This window comes from Pectobacterium brasiliense (genome assembly GCF_013449685.1).
Lineage (GTDB): Bacteria > Pseudomonadota > Gammaproteobacteria > Enterobacterales > Enterobacteriaceae > Pectobacterium > Pectobacterium brasiliense_A.
The window spans coordinates 1-18,589 of sequence record NZ_JACDSF010000076.1; the positions used below are offsets into that span (position 1 = coordinate 1).

An 18,589-nucleotide genomic window follows, 5' to 3' on the forward strand; every position below is an offset into this window, starting at 1 on the left:
CACAGAATGATTTACAGGGTCTTTGTGAAATCACTTAACCTTTTATGCGATAGGATGTCAGCACCTATCTGACAATGAAACGGCGATGTTTACCCGACCAGAGAAGCATGCCTGTTTCTGGGTTAATGATTGCCGGCTTATCAAGCTCTTTAAGTAACCTTTGCCCCATTTATCATGCCCTTTCCCTCTTTCTCCCTCAGTGAACCGGGAGGCGAAGACCCAAACTCTGCGAATAAGGGTCAAAGTAATTTTGAGTTAGCAGATAGCGGTCAGGGTATTCGGCCAGATAGTGCTTCAGCAGCGTAAGTGGGGCGAGGATGGGCAACAGTCCATCGCGATAGTGCAGGATCACCTCACGCAGTTCACCACGCTGGCGGAGAGTCAACTGATTACGGAAATAACCCTGAATATGCATTAGCACGTTGGTGTGATTTTTCCGCGAAGCGGGTTTCTTCAGGATTGTCATCAGTTTTTCGCGATAGGCCACAAAGAAATCATCCAGGTTTTCCCATTCATGCAGCGACGCGACAAACGGCCCGATCTCACGGTAGCCCGCCTGGTGGTGTGCCAGCAGTTGAAGTTTATAGCGGCTGTGGAAGTCCAGCAGCGCACGCCGCGTGAGGCCGTTGGCACGCAGAGTGTTCAGCTCATGCAGGGCGAAAACACGCTCGACAAAGTTCTCACGCAGCACCGGATCGTGCAGGCGACCATCTTCTTCAACCGGTAACCACGGGTATTTCTCCAGTAATGACGCGGTAAAAAGACCCACTCCCTCTTTACGCCCGCGATTGCCTTTTTCGTCATACAGCCGCACGCGTTCCATACCGCAGCTCGGCGATTTGGCACAAACGATAAAGCCCGACAGTTGCCCCAAATGTGAGAGGTAAGTCTCGGCGAAGTCGGCCATTTTCTCCGTTACATCGTCGTGTGGGGCATGACTGAAGCGCATGCGAATGTCGCCTTCGGCCGTCTGTACCAGACGCAGAGCCGGACGGGGCACGGGCAGGCCGATGGACATCTCCGGGCAGACGGGTTTGAAGGTCACCCACTGCGCCAGTTCATCCATGACAAAGTTCATGCGTTTATGCCCGCCGTCAAACCGTACGGCCGAGCCGGTTAAACATCCGCTGATCCCAATGACGGGTTGAATAGTCATGGCTCTCCCCTCTTTACTGCGTATTTCGGGTGAAGAAAAGCGTGACCGTTCCGACGGTGATCCCAAATTTCTTCATCTCTGTTTTATTAAAAAGATGCGTGCCATCCTGTAGGTACATCCAGTCGTCAAAGTGTAACAGCCAGGTACGGCCGTTAGCTTTAACGTTCATACTGTAACGCCAGTTAAAGGCATTGCCCGCAGCCTGACCTGTCGCCACACCTTCAATATCGCCCGCAGTGCCCTCGTAGCGATCGGCAGCGATGCGCCGGATATGCCACACACGCTGCTGTTGCTCACCATCGTCATAGACGAAATGTTCGTTAAGCGTCAGTGTGTCGCCGATGACGTTACCGGTGATGTCGACGTGGAAGCGACGTAGTTGTTTACCGCTGCGATCCTGCACCATGCCCCACGCTTCGGTTTTCCCCTGAAAATACTGGAAGATATCTAGCGACGGCTGTTGGTGTCGGTAGTCAGTAACCTCTGTGCTGCAGCCTGTCAGCATTACCAGCATCAGGCACAGTGTCAGAATACGTTTCATTTTTTACCTCCGATCAATTGCTGACGCAGTTCGGGATATTGCGTGCGAGGATCGAGCCAGATGGCCAGAAAACATGTACTGAAGGTTGCAGACTGGCTCGGACCGAGCGGGACAAAACTTTTTTGTGATGCCGAGGCGCGGTACCAGAATTGCCCTTGCTTACCGTTAAACACAAAGGCCAGTTGCGCCCCCGGTGTGACGTCGGGCCAGAGGGAATGCAGCATGCGCAGCCAGGATTGACTCTGCGGTTCACGCGCCAGAACGCCCTGCGCCTGCCACTGATCGCGAGTGGCCTCAACCAGTTCATCGCGGTCGATATTGCGTTTATAAGTAATAATCAACACCTGATCCTGTTCCGGACCGTTATACCCGCCGTCCGGCGTGAGCAACTGGGAGGTATAGACGGTGAACGGCCCCCAAGTTAGGGTTGCATCCCCCACTTTGCGCCAGCTTAACCAGTCGGCGGAATGGGCGACGGGCATGATGGCCGTCAGCCACAGCAACATCAATAACGCGGTTCTCATTGTCGCTTCCCCATCAACATGTGGAAAAACAGCATCAGAATCAGCCAGCCCGACGCCATCCAACTGGCGACGATAATGTCAGGCTTCAGGAAGGTCATCGCGCCCAGACGTTCACCGATGATGTACGCCACTGGCCCGCCAAAAGTCGCCATCAGCGTCAGTAGCCACACCGGCAGCGTGGTCGTGCGAGTCAGCTCAGTCCAGACGGTAGCGAACATCAACCACAGCGCCACCATCCACAGCGGCAGTAGCACGTCGCCGTCAAAGTCGATCAGCCCCGTCCACACCCAGAACGCATCAAGACCGCTCCCCGCTACGGCGAGCAGGAGGGCGTAAAGACGGTGTGCAGGCGACAGCATCAGGCAGGCCAGTATCGCGAGAGCAAGCCACAAAAACAGGCCACGCTCACGAAACAACACCACCAGCGTCCAGTAGAGATCGAACGCTATTGCCATCAGAAAGACCTGCACATAGCGCTTCATACGCGCTCCGCAGTCAGTTGCACCGCACTGATAGTACGTGCATTAAATCCGGCTTCGCAGTAGCCAAAGTAGTAGAGCCACATGCGACGAAACCGGTCATCAAAACCGAGCTTTTCAATATCCTGCCAGGCGTGTACAAACCGCTGCCGCCACTGTGCCAGCGTGCGAGCGTAGTCAGGCCCCATGTCGAACAGATTGCGGACGACAAAATCGGTGTGTCGCGTCATCAGCTCACTCATCACCGTAATGCTTGGTAAAAAACCGCCGGGGAAGATGTAGCGCTGAATAAAATCGACGCTTTTGCTGTAGTCGCGGTAGCGCTGATCCTGAATGGTGATGGCCTGAATCACCATTTTTCCTCCCGGGCGCAAACGTGCCTGACAGGTGCGGAAGAAGTCTGGCAGGTAGCGTTGCCCTACCGCTTCTATCATCTCGACCGACACCAGCTTATCGAACTCGCCGGTCAGATCGCGGTAGTCACACAGCAGGACCTGCACCCGATCCTGCAACCCCGCGCGGGCAATCCGCGCTTTCGCCCAGTCGTACTGCTCTTGCGACAGCGTGGTAGTGGTAACGCGGCAGCCGTAATGACGAGCGGCGAACTCCGCCATCGCCCCCCAACCGGTGCCGATTTCCAGCAAGTGATCGCTGGCCGTCAGCGTCAGTTGTTCACACAGGCGGGCCATCTTTGCCCGCTGGGCCAGGGTAAGATCCTGCTCGTCGGCGGTGAACAGCGCACTGGAGTAGAGCATTTCCTCATCGAGAAAATGGGCGTAGAACTCATTGCCCAGGTCGTAATGGGCCGCGATGTTTTGTCGCGCCTGCTGCCGATGGTTGCGCCGTGTCCAGTGGCGAAGCCGCTCAACGGGCCTGCCCAGCAGACGAAAGCCGTTTTCCATCTGCTCTAGCACCTTGCTGTTGAGCGCAAGAACCTGCAACAGCGGGGTGAGCTGGTTCGTCTCCCACTCGCCGTCTATCCAGGCTTCAGCAGCGCCGAGGCTACCGCCAGTCAGCAAACGCCAGTACACGCTTGGGGCAAGGATCTGCACGTCGGCGCGCAGTGTGGCGGCAGCATCGCCAAAATGGAAAGTCTGCGCCCCATCACGTACCGTGATCGCACCCTCGCGGATACCACTTAGTAAACGAAAGAGCAGCCAGCGCGCGATACGAGCGTTGCGCGGGATGTCGGGTTCAAGCGCAAAAACGGGATCGGTCATGAGCGTTCACTCCTGCTGACGGGATGGTTGTACAGCGGCACACGCTTAAGCCATAGCCGCAGCGCCTGCCAATAAATAGCGAACACAGTTTTCAGCGTCATCAACGGTATACGCAGCAGAAGTGACGTCAGGTTTGCGCGCGTCAGTGGTTCGCGGCGCAGCACCAGCGTGGCATCGAATACTTTGGATTCCTGATGATTTTCGATATGCATATGCAGCGTTTTACCGGGGCTGTTGAAACGCCAGTGGTAAACCATGTCCATCGGGTTAAAGGGGGAGACGTGGAACGCCTTTTCCAGCGGGCGGGCCTCCTGACCATCGACCGCATGACCATCGACCGCATAGTAATGTCGCTCGTTCCACGGGGTATTGCGCACCTCCGCCAGTATCCAGCGCAGGATGCCCCTATGGTCATAGCAGTAGTAAAAATTGACCGGATTAAAGTGGAACCCGAAATAGCGCAACTGGGTCAGAAGCATAACCCGGCCATCAGGTCGCTCGCCGGTCAGGCTTTCAAGCCGATCAAGGGCGTTCTCTTTGAGCGGTGTGCCGAGCGGGTAGTCCGCATCGTGGAAAGCGGCAGCGGCAAATCGGTTACGGCGGATGCCTGCCGACGGCAGCACGTCGAGCTCATCCAGATCGAGCCAGGCCATAAACATACTGTAGCGAAAATGGTGCACTTTCGGCTGGAGCCGCCGATGGCGTAAGATCCCCTGATACAGACAACTGTTCATTTCAGTTCCCCTCTCCTGCGGCGGCGATCCCCTTCACCACATCGAGTGCGCTACGTACGCCATCTTCATGAAAACCGTTGTACCAGTAAGCCCCGCAATACCAGCTCCGCTGACAACCGTTAATCTCACCGCGCCGCGCCTGTGCGCGCCAGCTTTTGGGGTTAAACAGCGGGTGCTCATAGACAAAGCGCTTCCAGACATAGCGCTCGTCAATCGGTGTTTCCGGGTTCAGGGTAACGCAGAACAGGGGGCTGCCCTCTGGCAATCCTTGTAAGATATTCATGTTATAGGTGACACAGGCGCTATCCTGTTCATGTTCGCTCAGGCGATAGTTCCAGCTGGCCCAGGCGCGCTGGCGCACCGGCAGCCAGCGTGGGTCGCTGTGTAACACCACCTCGTTACGCTGCCAGCCGATATCCCCCAGCACCTCACGCTCGGCAGACGTCGGCTCGTCAAGCATCGCCAATGCCTGCGCGGAGTGGCAGGCGAAAATCACCTGATCGAACGTGTAGCTCGATCCCTCAAGGTGGATCTGAACGCCTCCGTCGTGGCGCATCACCTTCTGCACCGGCGAGTTAAGATGGAGGGTCAGGCGATCGCCTAGCTGTGCCAGCATAGCGCGAATGTACTCCCGCGAACCGCCGGGCACCACGTACCACTGCGGACGATGAGCGATATCCAGCAGACCGTGGTGCTCAAAGAAACGCAAAAATAGCGGCAGCGGGAAGCGGCGCATCTCCTGAAGGGACGACGACCAGATAGCGGCCCCCATCGGCAAAATGTAATGACGGGCGAAAAAACCGCTGAAATGGTGCTGATCGAGGAAAGTCTGTAGCGTAGCGCTCTCGTCCACCTCCCCCGCCAACGCTTCTTTTGCTAACCGATTAAAACGTACGATCGATTTAAGCAGCCCCCAGAATTCTGGATTGACAAGATTCCGGCGCTGGGCAAACAGCGAAGCGACAGTATGACCGTTATACTCCAGGCCGTTCTCTGGGTTATGCACGGAGAAGCTCATTTGCGTTTTTTGCCCACGGATGCCCAACTCGCTGAGCAGGCCCATAAAACGCGGATAGGTGCGGTCGTTATAGACGATAAACCCGGTATCGATGGCATATGTCCCCTGTGGAGTGGTGACATCAACCGTAGCGGTATGCCCACCTAACGTGGGTTCGGCCTCGAAAAGTGTAACCTGATGGTGTCCGGCCAGTCGCCAGGCACAAGTCAACCCGGCAATACCGCTGCCGATAATAGCAATGTTCATGAACGCACCATCCTGCGCAGCAACGCGCGTTGAAGAAAATTCGGCAGCCCTGCCAGCAGGCGCAAAATCAGGCTGAAGCCTGTCGGGAACGCGATGTGATCTTTCCCTTTAGCCAGACCACGACGGATAGCCTCCACGGCGCTGTCCACGCTTACCTGACCAGGCATGGCAAAATCATTTTGGCGGGTCAGTGGCGTGTCAACAAAGCCCGGCGAGACGACCGTGACGGCAATCCCTTTTGGCTCCCAATCCAGACGCAGGCTATTGGCAAACCAGGTCAGCGCCGCTTTCGATGCACCATAAGCCTCTGCCCGTGGGAAGTGAAGCCAGTGCGCCATGGAGCTTACCAGCACCACGCGGTTTCCCGAAACCAACTGCCCCTGTAGCGCAGCCAGACAGTTTACCGGCCCCAGAACATTGGTGGTCATCACCCGTTCCACCAGCGCGGCATCCACAATGCCATGGTCCAGATATTCACAGGTTCCCGCACAGAGAATGACCAAATCGGCAGCGCAGTTGGACAGCGCCTGACGGCAGGCCTCAGGATCGGTCATATCGAACGACCTAACCGTAATGTTTGGGCTGTATTGGTGTAGCGCCTCCAGACGCTCTGGATCTCGCCCGCAAGCGATGACGCGGTAACCGTCATCGGCCCAGGATTTTGTGAGCCCCTCGCCTATGCCAGAGCTTGCACCCGTGATGAGGACTGTTTTCATGAACGCACCCTCCTTTTGACACCGCGCACTGCCCAGCCCAGTAACGGCAGGTGTTCGTAGATCATCTCTCCAGCGTCGTAATAATCGCGCTGGCGAATAATCAGATCGTCCTGAATATCCACGATTGAGCATCCCTGTAGGGTAAGCGCCTCTCCCCCGGCAACTCGCGGGTGGGCCCAGTGCATAGTCCAGGTTACGGCAAAACAATGGCCGCTGCTGAGGGGGGAGTCAATGGAAAAGCGGCACTGCTCAATGTTAGCCAGCAGATGGGTGAAGTAACGCTGGATCGCAGCCAGCCCCTCATGTTCACCAAACGGGTCGATAAGCGAAGCATCCGGATGATAAATCGCGGCCAGCGCCGATGGCTGCTGGGTATCCAGCTCGGTGTAGTAATCCACAAATCGGTTGATGACGGATGACAATGTGTTCATGAGTCTCACCTGGGCTTGGAACAACATGGCGTAATCGCATAATTAAAATCTACACAATTATTTTTATTTGTCCAAGTTTTACCGAGAGTATTTTTTATTTAATAGTAATTTCAATAGATTATTTATATCTGATTTACAGATGAAGTTTTCTATTCTTAGAAATCGCCACCCGTCCGCCCCCTTTGCAGGTGGCAGCGAAGTGAAGGATTGGGAGATGAAAAAGCGGAATTACAGAGGAATGACGTCTAAGGAAGCGACGTGCTGTTGCCAAAGGTCAATCTGTTTTTTGCGAGCCGCGGTGAGTTTACCGGTGGTGACCAGCAGCCATTTTCGCTCCGGGAAAATCTCCGGTGCCAAAGTGACTGGCGGTACGGGAAGGACGTCAATGCGAAGTCCCTGACCGGTGCGCATGAGCGCTTCGAGCCAAATTTCGCACGGATCGCTCAGATGCCAGCCGGTAATTAGATAGTTATCACCTGGCGCTCTTTTATCCCCTTCAAGGCAAAACGACGTGTAGGAGATGATGATGCCGTCGAGGATTTCGCGCAGGGTCATCATCGCAGGAATATTGGCGGAGACTTTGCTGCGCAGCGGGCGCAATACTTCACGGACCAGTTCGGTACGCGGATACTCGCGGCCTGCGTCGTAAACCAGCTGGCGTAGGGATTCGATTTTTCCCTCTTTCAACCGCTGCAACATGCTTTCCTGCAGGGCAAGCCAATTATTTGTTCGACGCGTACCTGGGCGAGCCAGTAGCGGTTTCACCTGGCTGACCGGGACCCCTTTTTTCACCCAGTCGAGAATTTTTAACGCCTGCTGGACATCGTCATCGCTGTACAACCGATGGCCACCGTCTGTGCGCATCGGTTTGAGCAGGCCGTAACGACGCTGCCAGGCGCGGAGCGTCGTCGCATTTATCCCACAAAGCTGGGAAAATTCACCGATGGAGTAAGACATGTACTCAGCCTGATAGTAAACAATGCTCTCAATATACTACGAATAGCGTCAGGTTGAATGACGGTGTTGTCACCGCGACAAACACCAGATCGAATGGATTGCTGATAGCCTCCGGCTCCAGATACGGAAAACACAATTCGCCCCGCACCCGCTCATCAGCGGCGCAGATCCTGTTGCGAAGCGCTTTGTTAAGCCCTAACGTGAGCATTATTCTTCACCCGCTGGGTATTCATTACTTTGATTGACGAGGGAAAATGGAACGCTTGTTTGTCTACGGGACGCTGCGCCCAGGCCACGAAAATGCCTATATTCTGGAAAACATCGGTGGAGACTGGCTGCCGGGTGATGTGGCTGGCACATTTTATGAGAGTGGCTGGGGCGCTGCTGAGGGATTCCCAGGGCTCGTATTGAACGATCACGGGCCGCGCGTCAGCGGTTATCTATTTTTATCTGATAATCTCGAGGCGCACTGGCCAATGCTGGATGAGTTTGAAGAGGGCTACGATCGGGTTGAGGCTGTGGTTACCACTGCCGAAGGCCAGCAGGTTACGGCATGGGTTTATCAGTTACAGCCACAGACAGGCCAGTAGCGTTATAAATCCAATACGCCCACCCTGCCACAGCCAAATTGAAAAATCCCGCTTACGGTTACCTAAGCGGGACGCGAACATCACAACCTCAATGTGGCTTGTTTCCAAACGCCCTTAACAAGCGTTATTCATTGCCCCATTGATTCAGGAACGTCGCGATCTCATCAATACGAAACTCATCGATCCCAGCTTCACTGGCCATCTCTTTCTGCGCCTCTTCACTGATCTCTTCATTATTCATTAAGCGGGTGATCAGCAGTTGGAAATAGTGCGCCAGAGCATCACGTTCCGCCTCGCTCACCGGCTTTTCAGATTCCGTCGCATACTCATCCGTGATGTCATAAAATTTAAGCGATATTTCATTGTTCATCAGTCGTCCCCAAGGGTTAAGGTCTATGTCCGTTGATGCTTGATCATCTGGCCTGAATAATACCATTCTTATGTCGTTTTTCTGTCATCCGTGTAGGGACAAGGAACTAAACGAGGAGAGTTTAGCCTCTTAGGAGCGAAAGGCAGTACGAGCTTTTCCGTTTTAGCCTTACCATTAGGTTATGCAGCCACTAAAAAATAACTCATTGAATTATAAAATTAAATATAGTTTTACAGGGATTTATGCAACAGCGCCGATTCGCACCGTACACCACGTCATGAAGATGGCTCATGTCTATTGAAATTAAATCACTTTTACTCACTCGATGAGTCTGGCATAAATTGTGCAGTACTATAGACAATATGAAACCTGCAAAATGGTAAGACCTGAAAATCTTGGAAAAACAAGTAATAAATTCAGGTTTTATAGCAAGAATTAGGATGCAAGATCGCGATGAATAAGAATTTTACCTTTACGATTAAGAACACGTGTTTCGATGAAAATTATAACCCCTCCGAAAACACGCGTATCACGACCAACTTTGCGAACCTGGCGAGAGGAAAAAACCGCCAAGAGAACTTGCGCAACGCCTTAACGATGATTGACAATCGTTTTAATTCTCTGGCGCATTGGGATAACCCCAAAGGCGATCGTTATTCTGTCGAACTTGATATCATTTCCGTTGAGGTTGATATAGAAGGCAATGGCGACAGCTTCCCCGTCATTGAAATACTGAAAACCAATATTGTTGATAAAAAAACTAACGAGCGCATTGAAGGCATTGTAGGAAATAACTTCTCCTCCTACGTGCGAGATTATGATTTTAGCGTCTTGCTGTCAGATCATAATAAGAATCACCTCGGATTTAGCACCCCTGATAGCTTTGGCGTCCTGCATGGCAATCTATTTAAATGCTTCGTAAATTCAGATTGTTACAAAGAGAGTTTTAGTAAATCGCCAGTTATCTGCCTGAGCGTTTCAAGTAAAAACACCTACCGTCGGACTGGCAATCAGCACCCTGTGTTAGGCGTCGAATACCAGCAAGATGAATATTCATTGACCGATCAATACTTCCATAAAATGGGATTGCAGGCTCGCTATTTTATGCCGCCAAATAGCGTCGCGCCTTTAGCTTTCTATTTTTCTGGTGACTTACTGAGTGATTACACGAATCTTGAGCTGATCAGCACCATCGCCACGATGGAGACTTTTCAAAAGATTTACCGGCCTGAGATTTACAATGCCAATTCTCCGGCAGGCCAATGCTATCAGCCCAGCCTGAATCATCAGGATCATTCATTCACTCAAATTGTTTACGATAGAGAAGAACGTAGCCTGTTGGCTATCGAGCAGGGAAAGTTTACTGAGAAAAACTTCATCAAACCATACCAAGCTATTCTTGAGCAATGGTCTGCTAATTACGTTCTTTGATTAACCAAACACACAAGGTCACTGATTATTATGAAAATATTGTTACCCACCTCCACGGCTGGCAGCTTACCGAAACCTTCTTGGCTGGCACAGCCTGAGACACTTTGGTCCCCTTGGAAATTGCAAGGCGAGGAACTGATTGAGGGCAAACAAGATGCGCTGCGTTTGAGTCTGGCGGATCAACAACAGGCAGGGATTGATATTGTCAGTGATGGCGAGCAAACGCGCCAACATTTTGTCACGACGTTTATTGAGCACCTCAGCGGTGTTGATTTCGAGAAACGTGAGATCGTTAAAATTCGTAATCGCTATGACGCGAGTGTACCGACAGTCATTGGCGCAGTGGTTCGCCAGAAGCCCGTTTTTGTTGAAGATGCCAAATTTTTACGTCAGCAAACCACGCAACCCATTAAATGGGCACTGCCTGGCCCAATGACGATGATCGATACGCTCTATGATGGCCACTATAAAAGTCGCGAAAAACTCGCCTGGGAATTCGCCAAAATTCTTAATCAAGAAGCCAAAGAGTTAGAGGCTGCGGGTGTCGACATTATCCAGTTTGATGAGCCCGCCTTTAATGTGTTTTTTGATGAGGTGAATGATTGGGGCATTGCCGCTTTAGAACGAGCCGTTGAAGGGCTTAAATGTGAAACTGCGGTACATATTTGCTATGGCTATGGCATCAAAGCCAATACCGATTGGAAAAAGACGCTGGGATCCGAGTGGCGGCAATATGAAGAAATTTTTCCAAAACTGCAAAAATCGGCTATCGATATCATTTCACTGGAATGTCAGAACTCTCGGGTTCCAATGGATCTGATTGAACTCATTCGCGGTAAAAAAGTGATGGTAGGTGCCATTGACGTGGCAACCAATACCATTGAGACGCCAGAGGAAGTCGCCGATACGTTACGAAAAGCCCTTCAGTTTGTGGATGCTGATAAGCTCTATCCGTCTACCAACTGTGGCATGACCCCTTTATCTCGTCGCGTCGCAAGAGGCAAACTCAATGCGTTAAGTGCCGGCGCGGCAATCGTCCGAAAAGAACTCTTGGCTAAATAACGTCGCGAGGCAGATCGCTTGAAGCGGGTTCAGTCCGAGTTGAGCGATACATAAGCCTTAATGAAAAGCCCGTAAGGGCTTTTCATCTATATACGCATCGGCAAAACGTTAATTACCACATTAAATCATCAGGCACTTTAAAATCAGCGTACGGATCGTCTTCGTCTTGCTCTTCCTGACTCAGCGCACTATTTAACACAATACTGCTCGCATCTCGCTGCGCAATTTTATCAGCTACAATCGCAGGGATAATCGCGTATTCACTCTCGGCGCTGCCATCAACCACCAAACGAGCAATGGCGAGGCGACCGCTAATAAGCTGAGCCTGAGTCAGCTTATCCACAGTTATTTTTTTAATTAAATTATTATCTGTGAAGTTAAAACCAATATCGCCTTTTGAGATATTGATTCTGTTCATTTCAATAAGCTGCTTCACCTGAGCTTTATACTCTTTAGATAAAGCAACTTGTTTTTGTTGTTCGCTTAGCTGTTTATCACGCTCAAGCTGTGCTTTTTTATTTTCTTCCACAGCCTCTCTTGCTTCACGAGCCTGAACGCGTGATTTCTTCGCCGTTCTTTGGACTTTGGCCATTTTTTTGCTGGTCACTAATCCCGCTTTTAGCATCTGCTCTTGTAAGGTGAGCTTTGTCATCTTCGTTCCTAAACCCGTTGAATAATTTACAGGATTATACCTATAATTTTTGAAGCAGTGCCAGATTGCAGGACGAGATCGCGGTGTGGAGTGCGTTTGGAGGGGGGCTAGCAGAAACAATGCCGAAATTCTGCTGATAAGTGGCGCAGAAATTTCGGCACAGGATAAGCCTGAATGATGTCAGACCTTGAGCAGTTTCGCTGTGGCATCGATGTCTATCTCATCTTCCGAGAAGATTAACGTCGTTCCCTGGAAGGTGGTGATCGCCAGTTTTTTCAGCGAGCGCATTTCACCCGGCTGAGCGGTTGATTTCGGCCTGATACTATTCATCAGTATCCCCACAGACAGCACCACGTTTTCTTTATCAATTCCGGTATCGGCGGGTACTTCTTCGCTGTAAACCAGATAAGACTTGATCGACGTGAGCTTAAGGCGCTCACCCGCGATATAGATGTATTTGCTTTCCGGCACCACTTTCACAGCATAAGCTGACAACCCTTTGTTATTCGTGGTGGGTTCGAAAGTGACCTCCGCATCTTTCTTAATCAGATCAGGGTTGGCGACCTTAATCACATGAAAATAACGGTTATCGCCGTTTTCATCTTTGATAAATCCAAAACCTTTATCTTTAAACCAGGTTGTGATCGTTCCGTTCATCGCCATTGTCGCCTACTTAATCGTTTATCTGCTCAGTTTTTACAGCGCGCAGTGTAAAGCACAATGCCTGCGCAGACTACGTCTTTGGGTTAAGTTTTTGATGATAAATTTCTGGTCTGAGAGGGAGCCAGAGCGGGATTCCACTTTGTTGATACAACGCAATACCATTGCCAATGTCATAAGCGCTGACGACATGCAGGGCTTGCGCTAAAAAGCCGTTGCCCGTTCCGCGAAGTGTTTTACCGTCAATCGCTATCTGTTTTCTGCCATTACTGCTGCGACGTNNACAGTGCCGACATCAGGGACTGGCGGTCTAATGCCTTGATAATATTAGCGATACCGTGACGTTTTGGAATGCCATTAGCAAAAGGAGAATACTGTCTCAGCCACGGGAGTTGGCACTCACCGAATTGCTGTATGGCTTTCCATCCTGATGCGCCGCTTAGCACGGCGGTAAAGGTGAGGAAAATGACGTCCATCAATTCATACTTTTTATTCGTTTCACAGCGTGGGTCGGGTATTTCATTGATATAATTAAAGATAGTCATTGTCTTTCACTGAGTGTTAGTGGAGATAAAGCTCAGATCAATAAAATCGAAATAAGTTCTCTATTTCAATAAGTAAAGTGGGATCCCGCCCTGCCGCCTTCCTGCAACTCGAATTATTTAGGGTATATATCATGAATAATTACTTTACTTGTGATTAATCGCAACTATTTCTTTGAATCCGATAATATGGTTCATGTTTTTTTGCGGTGGTGAATCCAATGAGTAGAACATCTGTTTTTCAATGAACGCCCCGATGACTTTTTCATGCAATTCAATCGAGCGTGAGAAACAGAGTGTTTTCCGAGCCAGACATTTAATGCGCGTCCTCAATTTTGGCGCATCACCAAATATTTTAACAACAAGCATCCGTTATAATAAAAAAACATCAAAACAGCATCACATATGATTTTATGTTTAGATGGTGATCGATAATTATAACCAGATAAAACAAGCAACTTCTGAGGTTCAGGTTATGATTAATGTAATCTTAATGTTATGTGCCTGATAATGGCGAAAAGACAACGTTCCAATGTCATATAAAAAATACATACCTACCGACGGAGAACTCTAACATGACAATTGTAAAAAAACTGGTTCTGGCGATGAGCATCTTCGCTCTGGCGTTGATCTGTGTCGGGGGATTTGGGCTGAACGCACTGAGTTCATCAAAAGATCGCTTTGAGTACGTGATGACCAATACGTTGCCTAGTATAGGCAAGCTGAACACCGCCAATGACGCTATTAGCAATGCCAGAACGTATCTATTGCAGTTTATTCTCATTTCTGATCCCCAAAAGAAGAAAGAAAAAAGGCAAGAAATAGTCAATGCATTAAATGAAACAGAAAAAAGCATTAACGACTATATGAAAAATGACATTTCAGACGACAACGATCTGAATCTGTCTAAAAAGAATATCGAAGCCTTCAATAGTTACCGCAGTGTCATTACTCCACTCATTCAAGAGGGTGCAACTATTGATAATTCTTCCCTGGAACAGGGGAACATTATCAATATAGAAAAAACACTATTCCAAGGATTTCAAGATCAATATCGCTATAATTTAGATTTGGCGAAGAAACTTCAACTAGCAAACAGTGATAACTTTAACTTAACGGCATGGATGCTCACTGGACTCATTATTGGTGCATTGGTTTTGGCAGGCACATTCTCTACCATGATTCTGCACTATGTTCGGCAAAGCCTGAATAATCTACGAACAAAATTGACAACCATCAGCGAAACGCTGGATTTAACTCAACAAGCTGATGCACAACGTAATGATGAGATAGGCCAAACAGCACAGGTCTTCAACGCATTGATCGCGCGTTTTTCTGATGTGTTGAGCCATGTCCGCGCTTCAAGCGAGAATGTGGCGATATCCTCAAGCGAGATCGCATCAGCGAATATTGACCTCTCCTCACGAACAGAAGAGCAGGCTTCCTCGCTTGCTCAAACTGCCGCCAGTATGCATGAACTGTCATCAACGGTGGAAAGTAATGTTGAGAATATGATGCAAGCCAATCAACTGGGTAAAAAAGCCAATGATGTGGTTGAGCATGGTGATGCTGCGGTTTCCCGGATGATCCAAGCAATGGAGGAAATCGCCAGCGGCTCCTCCAAGGTTGCCGAAATCACCACGCTGATAGAAGGCATCGCTTTTCAAACCAATATCCTAGCACTGAATGCAGCCGTTGAAGCCGCACGAGCGGGTGAACACGGCCGTGGCTTTGCCGTCGTCGCCAGTGAGGTTAGAACACTTTCACAACGCTCATCTTCCGCAGCAAAAGAAATCAAAACCCTGATAGATAATGCGCAGTTGGCGGTTAAAAATGGCTCCTCTCAAGCCAGCGCAGTCCGAGACTCTATTATTGATGTTAAAGACGTCATTAAGAACGTGTCAGACCTGATCAATGAGGTGTCACTGGCTTCAGAGGAACAAAGCCGCGGTATTGCACAAATCAATATTGCCGTAAACCAGATGGAGGGTGTCACCCAGCAAAACGCAGCAATGGTTGAACAGGCATCTTCAGCCGCTGACTCGCTAAGTGAACAAGCAGCAAAATTACGCAGTGCTGTTGATACCTTTAAGCTCAATAGCATGGAGAAACGCAGTACTATTTCACCGCGGCCATTACAGTTAGAAAACTACCCTGGATAATGCTCACGTTATAGACAAATAAAGCCCTGATCTGTATAGATTCAGGGCTTTATTGTTAAACTTTCGATTTATCAGCCATAGGCATGGAGCGTCCGCTGGCACAGCGCCGAGCGCACGCAGTCTTCTTTACCGAAAGAGACCACGCCAATCATGTCATCTTCAACGAAACGCTCCAGCGCGTCGCGCAGGCCGGATTTAACCCCAGATGGCAAATCACACTGCGTGACATCGCCATTGACGATAACCGTGACATTTTCACCTAAACGCGTCAGGAACATTTTCATTTGGTTCACTGTCACGTTTTGCGCCTCATCCAGAATCACAACCGCATTTTCAAACGTGCGTCCGCGCATATACGCAAAAGGCGCGATTTCGACTTTGGCGATTTCCGGCCGCAAGCAGTACTGCATGAAAGAGGCCCCCAGTCGACGCAAAAGTATGTCGTAAACCGGACGAAAATAAGGCGCAAACTTTTCCGCAATATCTCCGGGTAAAAAGCCAAGATCCTCGTCGGCCTGTAATACTGGCCGCGTAACAATAATACGCTCAACCTCTTTATGGATTAGTGCCTCCGCCGCTTTCGCCGCGCTCAGATACGTTTTACCGCAGCCAGCTTCACCTGTGGCAAAAATCAACTGTTTATTTTCTATCGCAGACAAGTAATGTTCCTGGGCAGCAGTACGAGCTTGAATAACGGAATTATCACGATTTTCACGCGCCATTCCGATTGCTTCAATCCCGCCCATCTGTACCAGAGAAGTGACCGATTCTTCCTCACGCTGACGATGGCTACGCGACTCACGACGGATAACGCGTTTGGCTTCACGACGAGCTTTGATCACTGCTTTTTGTCTTCCCATAGTGGCACCTTACAGTTTGTTTCACTTACCGCACTGCTCTACAGTGCGTGACGTTTAACTCACTCACGAGGTTAGGCTTCCTTATTAAGCCAATAGCGGACAAAGAATACGCATGATTCATCCACGAACAGAGTGAAAAACGGGTCGAGTGCTCATGGATAGAAAAAGAAAATAGACGGAGAGTTTGGGTAACAAGAGAATGGAGCAGTGTTGAAAATAAGTGGGAGGAAAATCCCTCGCATCGGCGAGTCAGCGGCGTAGAATCCTGGCATCGACTACAAAGTCCAGAAAAGGATATTACCATTCGCGTTCCTCACTGTGACAACGACTATTCCACTGAATAATGATTGATCGCATCGTAGAACTACTGCTAACCGTTGCCTAAAAATTAGTGCCGAATGATTTCAGTAGTATGACAGTGCAATAATTTGCCTCTGCAATGCAAGCGTTTTTTACACTGTCATAACATTTACGTATAGTCAGTATCCCATGGTTTGGCAATGTCAGCCTGAGAACGACGCATGATATGCGTCAGAAATGCCGTTGCCAGTCCAGATATTGATCGTATTTTCGTAAGGCGCTGCGGTAAATATTTTGCTCAATACCGGGAAGGTAATCGCATACGCGCTGCTGTACCCCATCGCGGTGCTGGGAAAAAGTTTCTGCGGGATAATTATTGGCGGCAAGCAGCTCATCCAGGCGCCGCAAGCGAATGACATACTCGCGCATTGTGCTATGGCGGACTTCAGTCTGCTCAATCAGATACTGTGTGAAAGCTTTAATATCGAAATAGCTAGCAGTGGTATTGCATAATATTTCGCTACAAAAGCGGCAAAGTGGTATTAATTCCTGTTGCAGGCTGGACCAGATATCGTCGTCGATAAGCCGGTCGATGCTACCTATCGATTTTTTATTGATAAGCTGATGACGAAATACCAGTGAAACGCGATCGAGCGATTTATCACACTGGGAACAATTAGTTTGTCTGTGTTTGAAGTCTTTCAGATAACGGCTTAGGAGCTGTTTCTTCCGAATTGATGGGTGCATGAATCCATTCCATGACAATATATAACTTCAATGTGAAGCGATAGCATCGTTCATTACGCCAGAGAGCCTGGAATGCTAAAAACAGGTGATATGAATCATATAAATACTGGTGCAAGACACACATCAATATTTAAATAGGGTCATAGTTCTGCTACTTCAGTGACTGAGGATATATTTTGATAACAGTATTCCTACGCAGCGCAATTAAACATCGTTCATTAATTTCACGCGCAGGCGCTTTATCGCCTGGCTATGCAACTGACTGACTCTCGACTCTCCGACTTCAAGAACGGCACCGATCTCTTTCAGGTTCAACTCTTCCTGATAGTAAAGCGTCAATACCAACTTCTCACGCTCTGGCAGGCTTTCAATCGCATCCATTACACGATGGCGCAAATTGCCTTCCATCAGTTGATGCAACGGGTTCGCATCTTCATTGCCTTCCAGTAACGCCTCTGCGCTGTCACCATGTTCTTCACGCCATTCATCGTAAGAGAAAAGCTGGCTGTTATTCGTATCCAGCAATATCTGACGATAATCCTCAAGCGTCATATTCAAGGCCTGCGCAACTTCCTGCTCCGTTGGAGTACGACCGAGCTGCTGTTCAGCCTGTTGCATGGCTTGTGCCACTTCCCGCGCATTACGCCGTACACTGCGTGGAGCCCAATCACGACTGCGTAATTCATCCAGCATCGAACCGCGAATTCGTTGGACGGCATAGGTGGTAAACGCCGTACCTTGTAACGAATCATAACGCTCAACGGCGCTTAGCAAGCCGATACCGCCAGCCTGTAGCAGATCGTCAAGCTCAACACTCGCGGGGAGACGAACCTGTAAACGCAAGGCTTCATGGCGCACTAGTGGTACATAGCGCTTCCAAAGGGAATTTTTATCCATTGTGCCTTCGGCGGTATACAAATCGCTCACAGTGACAAATACCTACGATGATAATGTTATCGACACTATTATGCTTTTAGGTAGGGTAGCCAATCGCCTGAATAGCGTCAAAAAAGGAGGGTTATTCATGCTATGTATGACAGAATTGAGTAAAGAATCTGCAGAGAGAAACACAAATGGCACCTATAAATGGTGAAATTCGACAGCAAATTTGTGACGCATACCTCTTCAGGAAAGGAATGATTCTGGCGCAACAACGCCTACTCCCTCATCAGGGCGGGATTCCACTTTGCT

The 18,589-nt window shown here is 49.7% G+C and carries 21 protein-coding genes and 3 pseudogenes; 4 read left to right on the top strand and 20 right to left on the bottom strand.

Annotated elements, in window-relative coordinates; translation table 11 throughout:
- Nucleotides 1-196: 196 nt before the first annotated feature.
- The 11 genes from H0248_RS20895 to H0248_RS20945 all read right to left on the bottom strand — a co-directional run bounded on the left by H0248_RS20895 (nucleotide 197) and on the right by H0248_RS20945 (nucleotide 8,230).
- Complete coding sequence (locus H0248_RS20895; RefSeq protein ID WP_180787342.1) at nucleotides 197-1,156, bottom strand: YbgA family protein; 960 nt, start codon at nucleotides 1,154-1,156, stop codon at nucleotides 197-199.
- Nucleotides 1,157-1,169: 13 nt separating this feature from the next.
- Nucleotides 1,170-1,697, bottom strand: a complete 528-nt coding sequence (locus H0248_RS20900; protein ID WP_180787343.1) for a DUF3833 domain-containing protein — start codon at nucleotides 1,695-1,697, stop codon at nucleotides 1,170-1,172.
- The gene (locus H0248_RS20905) at nucleotides 1,694-2,221 is read right to left on the bottom strand and encodes a hypothetical protein (RefSeq protein WP_180787344.1); all 528 of its coding nucleotides are present in this window, start codon (nucleotides 2,219-2,221) and stop codon (nucleotides 1,694-1,696) included. The genes H0248_RS20900 and H0248_RS20905 overlap by 4 nt, the downstream gene beginning before the upstream one ends.
- Nucleotides 2,218-2,703, bottom strand: coding sequence for a DUF2878 domain-containing protein (locus tag H0248_RS20910; RefSeq protein ID WP_180787345.1), 486 nt, complete (start codon nucleotides 2,701-2,703; stop codon nucleotides 2,218-2,220). Before H0248_RS20910 ends, H0248_RS20905 begins: the two co-directional genes overlap by 4 nt.
- The gene (locus H0248_RS20915; protein WP_180787346.1) at nucleotides 2,700-3,920 is read right to left on the bottom strand and encodes an SAM-dependent methyltransferase; all 1,221 of its coding nucleotides are present in this window, start codon (nucleotides 3,918-3,920) and stop codon (nucleotides 2,700-2,702) included. The genes H0248_RS20910 and H0248_RS20915 overlap by 4 nt, the downstream gene beginning before the upstream one ends.
- Complete coding sequence (locus tag H0248_RS20920; RefSeq protein WP_180787347.1) at nucleotides 3,917-4,654, bottom strand: DUF1365 domain-containing protein; 738 nt, start codon at nucleotides 4,652-4,654, stop codon at nucleotides 3,917-3,919. Before H0248_RS20920 ends, H0248_RS20915 begins: the two co-directional genes overlap by 4 nt.
- Nucleotide 4,655: 1 nt before the next feature.
- The gene (locus H0248_RS20925) at nucleotides 4,656-5,918 is read right to left on the bottom strand and encodes an NAD(P)/FAD-dependent oxidoreductase (protein WP_180787348.1); all 1,263 of its coding nucleotides are present in this window, start codon (nucleotides 5,916-5,918) and stop codon (nucleotides 4,656-4,658) included.
- The gene (locus tag H0248_RS20930) at nucleotides 5,915-6,634 is read right to left on the bottom strand and encodes an SDR family NAD(P)-dependent oxidoreductase (protein WP_180787349.1); all 720 of its coding nucleotides are present in this window, start codon (nucleotides 6,632-6,634) and stop codon (nucleotides 5,915-5,917) included. The genes H0248_RS20925 and H0248_RS20930 overlap by 4 nt, the downstream gene beginning before the upstream one ends.
- Nucleotides 6,631-7,065, bottom strand: coding sequence for a nuclear transport factor 2 family protein (locus tag H0248_RS20935; RefSeq protein WP_180787350.1), 435 nt, complete (start codon nucleotides 7,063-7,065; stop codon nucleotides 6,631-6,633). The genes H0248_RS20930 and H0248_RS20935 overlap by 4 nt, the downstream gene beginning before the upstream one ends.
- A gap of 228 nt (nucleotides 7,066-7,293) precedes the next feature.
- Nucleotides 7,294-8,022 carry a MerR family transcriptional regulator gene (locus tag H0248_RS20940; protein WP_180787351.1) on the bottom strand — a complete coding sequence of 243 codons (729 nt, stop codon included), beginning with the start codon at nucleotides 8,020-8,022 and terminating at the stop codon, nucleotides 7,294-7,296.
- 28 nt (nucleotides 8,023-8,050) lie between these two features.
- Nucleotides 8,051-8,230 carry a hypothetical protein gene (locus tag H0248_RS20945; protein WP_180787352.1) on the bottom strand — a complete coding sequence of 60 codons (180 nt, stop codon included), beginning with the start codon at nucleotides 8,228-8,230 and terminating at the stop codon, nucleotides 8,051-8,053.
- Between the two features lie 46 nt (nucleotides 8,231-8,276).
- Here H0248_RS20945 and H0248_RS20950 point away from each other — a divergent pair, with 46 nt between their 5' ends.
- On the top strand, nucleotides 8,277-8,612 hold the full coding sequence (locus tag H0248_RS20950) for a gamma-glutamylcyclotransferase family protein (RefSeq protein WP_180787353.1): 336 nt from the start codon (nucleotides 8,277-8,279) through the stop codon (nucleotides 8,610-8,612).
- Between the two features lie 124 nt (nucleotides 8,613-8,736).
- Here the strand turns inward: H0248_RS20950 and H0248_RS20955 are convergent, their stop codons facing one another.
- Complete coding sequence (locus tag H0248_RS20955) at nucleotides 8,737-8,982, bottom strand: YmjA family protein (protein ID WP_180787354.1); 246 nt, start codon at nucleotides 8,980-8,982, stop codon at nucleotides 8,737-8,739.
- A 453-nt stretch (nucleotides 8,983-9,435) separates the two neighbouring features.
- On the opposite strand from H0248_RS20955, the gene H0248_RS20960 reads away from it, so the two are divergent.
- Both H0248_RS20960 and H0248_RS20965 read left to right on the top strand, forming a co-directional pair.
- Entirely contained in the window at nucleotides 9,436-10,413 is a 978-nt protein-coding gene (locus H0248_RS20960; protein WP_180787355.1) for a DUF1852 domain-containing protein, read from the top strand.
- 30 nt (nucleotides 10,414-10,443) lie between these two features.
- Nucleotides 10,444-11,475 carry a methionine synthase gene (locus H0248_RS20965; protein WP_180787356.1) on the top strand — a complete coding sequence of 344 codons (1,032 nt, stop codon included), beginning with the start codon at nucleotides 10,444-10,446 and terminating at the stop codon, nucleotides 11,473-11,475.
- Between the two features lie 112 nt (nucleotides 11,476-11,587).
- On the opposite strand, the gene H0248_RS20970 is transcribed toward H0248_RS20965, so the two are convergent.
- The 5 genes and pseudogenes from H0248_RS20970 to H0248_RS20985 form a co-directional block, all read right to left on the bottom strand.
- Entirely contained in the window at nucleotides 11,588-12,127 is a 540-nt protein-coding gene (locus H0248_RS20970; protein ID WP_180787357.1) for a DUF2058 domain-containing protein, read from the bottom strand.
- A 180-nt stretch (nucleotides 12,128-12,307) separates the two neighbouring features.
- On the bottom strand, nucleotides 12,308-12,790 hold the full coding sequence (locus H0248_RS20975) for a cold-shock protein (RefSeq protein WP_014914863.1): 483 nt from the start codon (nucleotides 12,788-12,790) through the stop codon (nucleotides 12,308-12,310).
- 136 nt (nucleotides 12,791-12,926) lie between these two features.
- Nucleotides 12,927-13,046 (bottom strand): annotated as a pseudogene (locus H0248_RS22550) (ISAs1 family transposase); the annotation flags it as partial.
- 54 nt (nucleotides 13,047-13,100) lie between these two features.
- Nucleotides 13,101-13,332, bottom strand: a pseudogene (locus H0248_RS22555) (transposase family protein); the annotation flags it as partial.
- A 222-nt stretch (nucleotides 13,333-13,554) separates the two neighbouring features.
- A pseudogene (locus H0248_RS20985) lies at nucleotides 13,555-13,662 on the bottom strand (IS1 family transposase); the annotation flags it as partial.
- Nucleotides 13,663-13,904: 242 nt separating this feature from the next.
- Between H0248_RS20985 and H0248_RS20990 the strand changes: the two are divergent.
- Nucleotides 13,905-15,491 (top strand): methyl-accepting chemotaxis protein, encoded by a 1,587-nt coding sequence (locus tag H0248_RS20990; RefSeq protein ID WP_180787359.1) that lies wholly within the window; start codon nucleotides 13,905-13,907, stop codon nucleotides 15,489-15,491.
- 71 nt (nucleotides 15,492-15,562) lie between these two features.
- Here the strand turns inward: H0248_RS20990 and phoH are convergent, their stop codons facing one another.
- The 3 genes from phoH to H0248_RS21005 all read right to left on the bottom strand — a co-directional run bounded on the left by phoH (nucleotide 15,563) and on the right by H0248_RS21005 (nucleotide 18,325).
- On the bottom strand, nucleotides 15,563-16,351 hold the full coding sequence (gene phoH / locus H0248_RS20995) for a phosphate starvation-inducible protein PhoH (protein WP_039471489.1): 789 nt from the start codon (nucleotides 16,349-16,351) through the stop codon (nucleotides 15,563-15,565).
- A gap of 531 nt (nucleotides 16,352-16,882) precedes the next feature.
- The gene (gene fliZ / locus H0248_RS21000; protein WP_180787360.1) at nucleotides 16,883-17,398 is read right to left on the bottom strand and encodes a flagella biosynthesis regulatory protein FliZ; all 516 of its coding nucleotides are present in this window, start codon (nucleotides 17,396-17,398) and stop codon (nucleotides 16,883-16,885) included.
- Between the two features lie 204 nt (nucleotides 17,399-17,602).
- The gene (locus tag H0248_RS21005; protein WP_180787361.1) at nucleotides 17,603-18,325 is read right to left on the bottom strand and encodes an RNA polymerase sigma factor FliA; all 723 of its coding nucleotides are present in this window, start codon (nucleotides 18,323-18,325) and stop codon (nucleotides 17,603-17,605) included.
- Between the last annotated feature and the right edge of the window lie 264 nt (nucleotides 18,326-18,589).

What these genes read in the sequence shown, in the direction of transcription:
- H0248_RS20935 (WP_180787350.1), bottom strand. Translation starts at nt 7,065, where the DNA reads ATGAACACATTGTCATCCGTCATCAACCGATTTGTGGATTACTACACC.
- H0248_RS20970 (WP_180787357.1), bottom strand. Translation starts at nt 12,127, where the DNA reads ATGACAAAGCTCACCTTACAAGAGCAGATGCTAAAAGCGGGATTAGTG.
- H0248_RS20895 (WP_180787342.1), bottom strand. Translation starts at nt 1,156, where the DNA reads ATGACTATTCAACCCGTCATTGGGATCAGCGGATGTTTAACCGGCTCG.
- H0248_RS20905 (WP_180787344.1), bottom strand. Translation starts at nt 2,221, where the DNA reads ATGAGAACCGCGTTATTGATGTTGCTGTGGCTGACGGCCATCATGCCC.
- H0248_RS20945 (WP_180787352.1), bottom strand. Translation starts at nt 8,230, where the DNA reads ATGCTCACGTTAGGGCTTAACAAAGCGCTTCGCAACAGGATCTGCGCC.
- H0248_RS20960 (WP_180787355.1), top strand. Translation starts at nt 9,436, where the DNA reads ATGAATAAGAATTTTACCTTTACGATTAAGAACACGTGTTTCGATGAA.
- H0248_RS20975 (WP_014914863.1), bottom strand. Translation starts at nt 12,790, where the DNA reads ATGGCGATGAACGGAACGATCACAACCTGGTTTAAAGATAAAGGTTTT.
- H0248_RS20925 (WP_180787348.1), bottom strand. Translation starts at nt 5,918, where the DNA reads ATGAACATTGCTATTATCGGCAGCGGTATTGCCGGGTTGACTTGTGCC.
- H0248_RS20965 (WP_180787356.1), top strand. Translation starts at nt 10,444, where the DNA reads ATGAAAATATTGTTACCCACCTCCACGGCTGGCAGCTTACCGAAACCT.
- H0248_RS20940 (WP_180787351.1), bottom strand. Translation starts at nt 8,022, where the DNA reads ATGTCTTACTCCATCGGTGAATTTTCCCAGCTTTGTGGGATAAATGCG.
- H0248_RS20920 (WP_180787347.1), bottom strand. Translation starts at nt 4,654, where the DNA reads ATGAACAGTTGTCTGTATCAGGGGATCTTACGCCATCGGCGGCTCCAG.
- fliZ (WP_180787360.1), bottom strand. Translation starts at nt 17,398, where the DNA reads ATGCACCCATCAATTCGGAAGAAACAGCTCCTAAGCCGTTATCTGAAA.
- H0248_RS20930 (WP_180787349.1), bottom strand. Translation starts at nt 6,634, where the DNA reads ATGAAAACAGTCCTCATCACGGGTGCAAGCTCTGGCATAGGCGAGGGG.
- H0248_RS20915 (WP_180787346.1), bottom strand. Translation starts at nt 3,920, where the DNA reads ATGACCGATCCCGTTTTTGCGCTTGAACCCGACATCCCGCGCAACGCT.
- H0248_RS20990 (WP_180787359.1), top strand. Translation starts at nt 13,905, where the DNA reads ATGACAATTGTAAAAAAACTGGTTCTGGCGATGAGCATCTTCGCTCTG.
- H0248_RS20950 (WP_180787353.1), top strand. Translation starts at nt 8,277, where the DNA reads ATGGAACGCTTGTTTGTCTACGGGACGCTGCGCCCAGGCCACGAAAAT.
- H0248_RS20955 (WP_180787354.1), bottom strand. Translation starts at nt 8,982, where the DNA reads ATGAACAATGAAATATCGCTTAAATTTTATGACATCACGGATGAGTAT.
- phoH (WP_039471489.1), bottom strand. Translation starts at nt 16,351, where the DNA reads ATGGGAAGACAAAAAGCAGTGATCAAAGCTCGTCGTGAAGCCAAACGC.
- H0248_RS20910 (WP_180787345.1), bottom strand. Translation starts at nt 2,703, where the DNA reads ATGAAGCGCTATGTGCAGGTCTTTCTGATGGCAATAGCGTTCGATCTC.
- H0248_RS20900 (WP_180787343.1), bottom strand. Translation starts at nt 1,697, where the DNA reads ATGAAACGTATTCTGACACTGTGCCTGATGCTGGTAATGCTGACAGGC.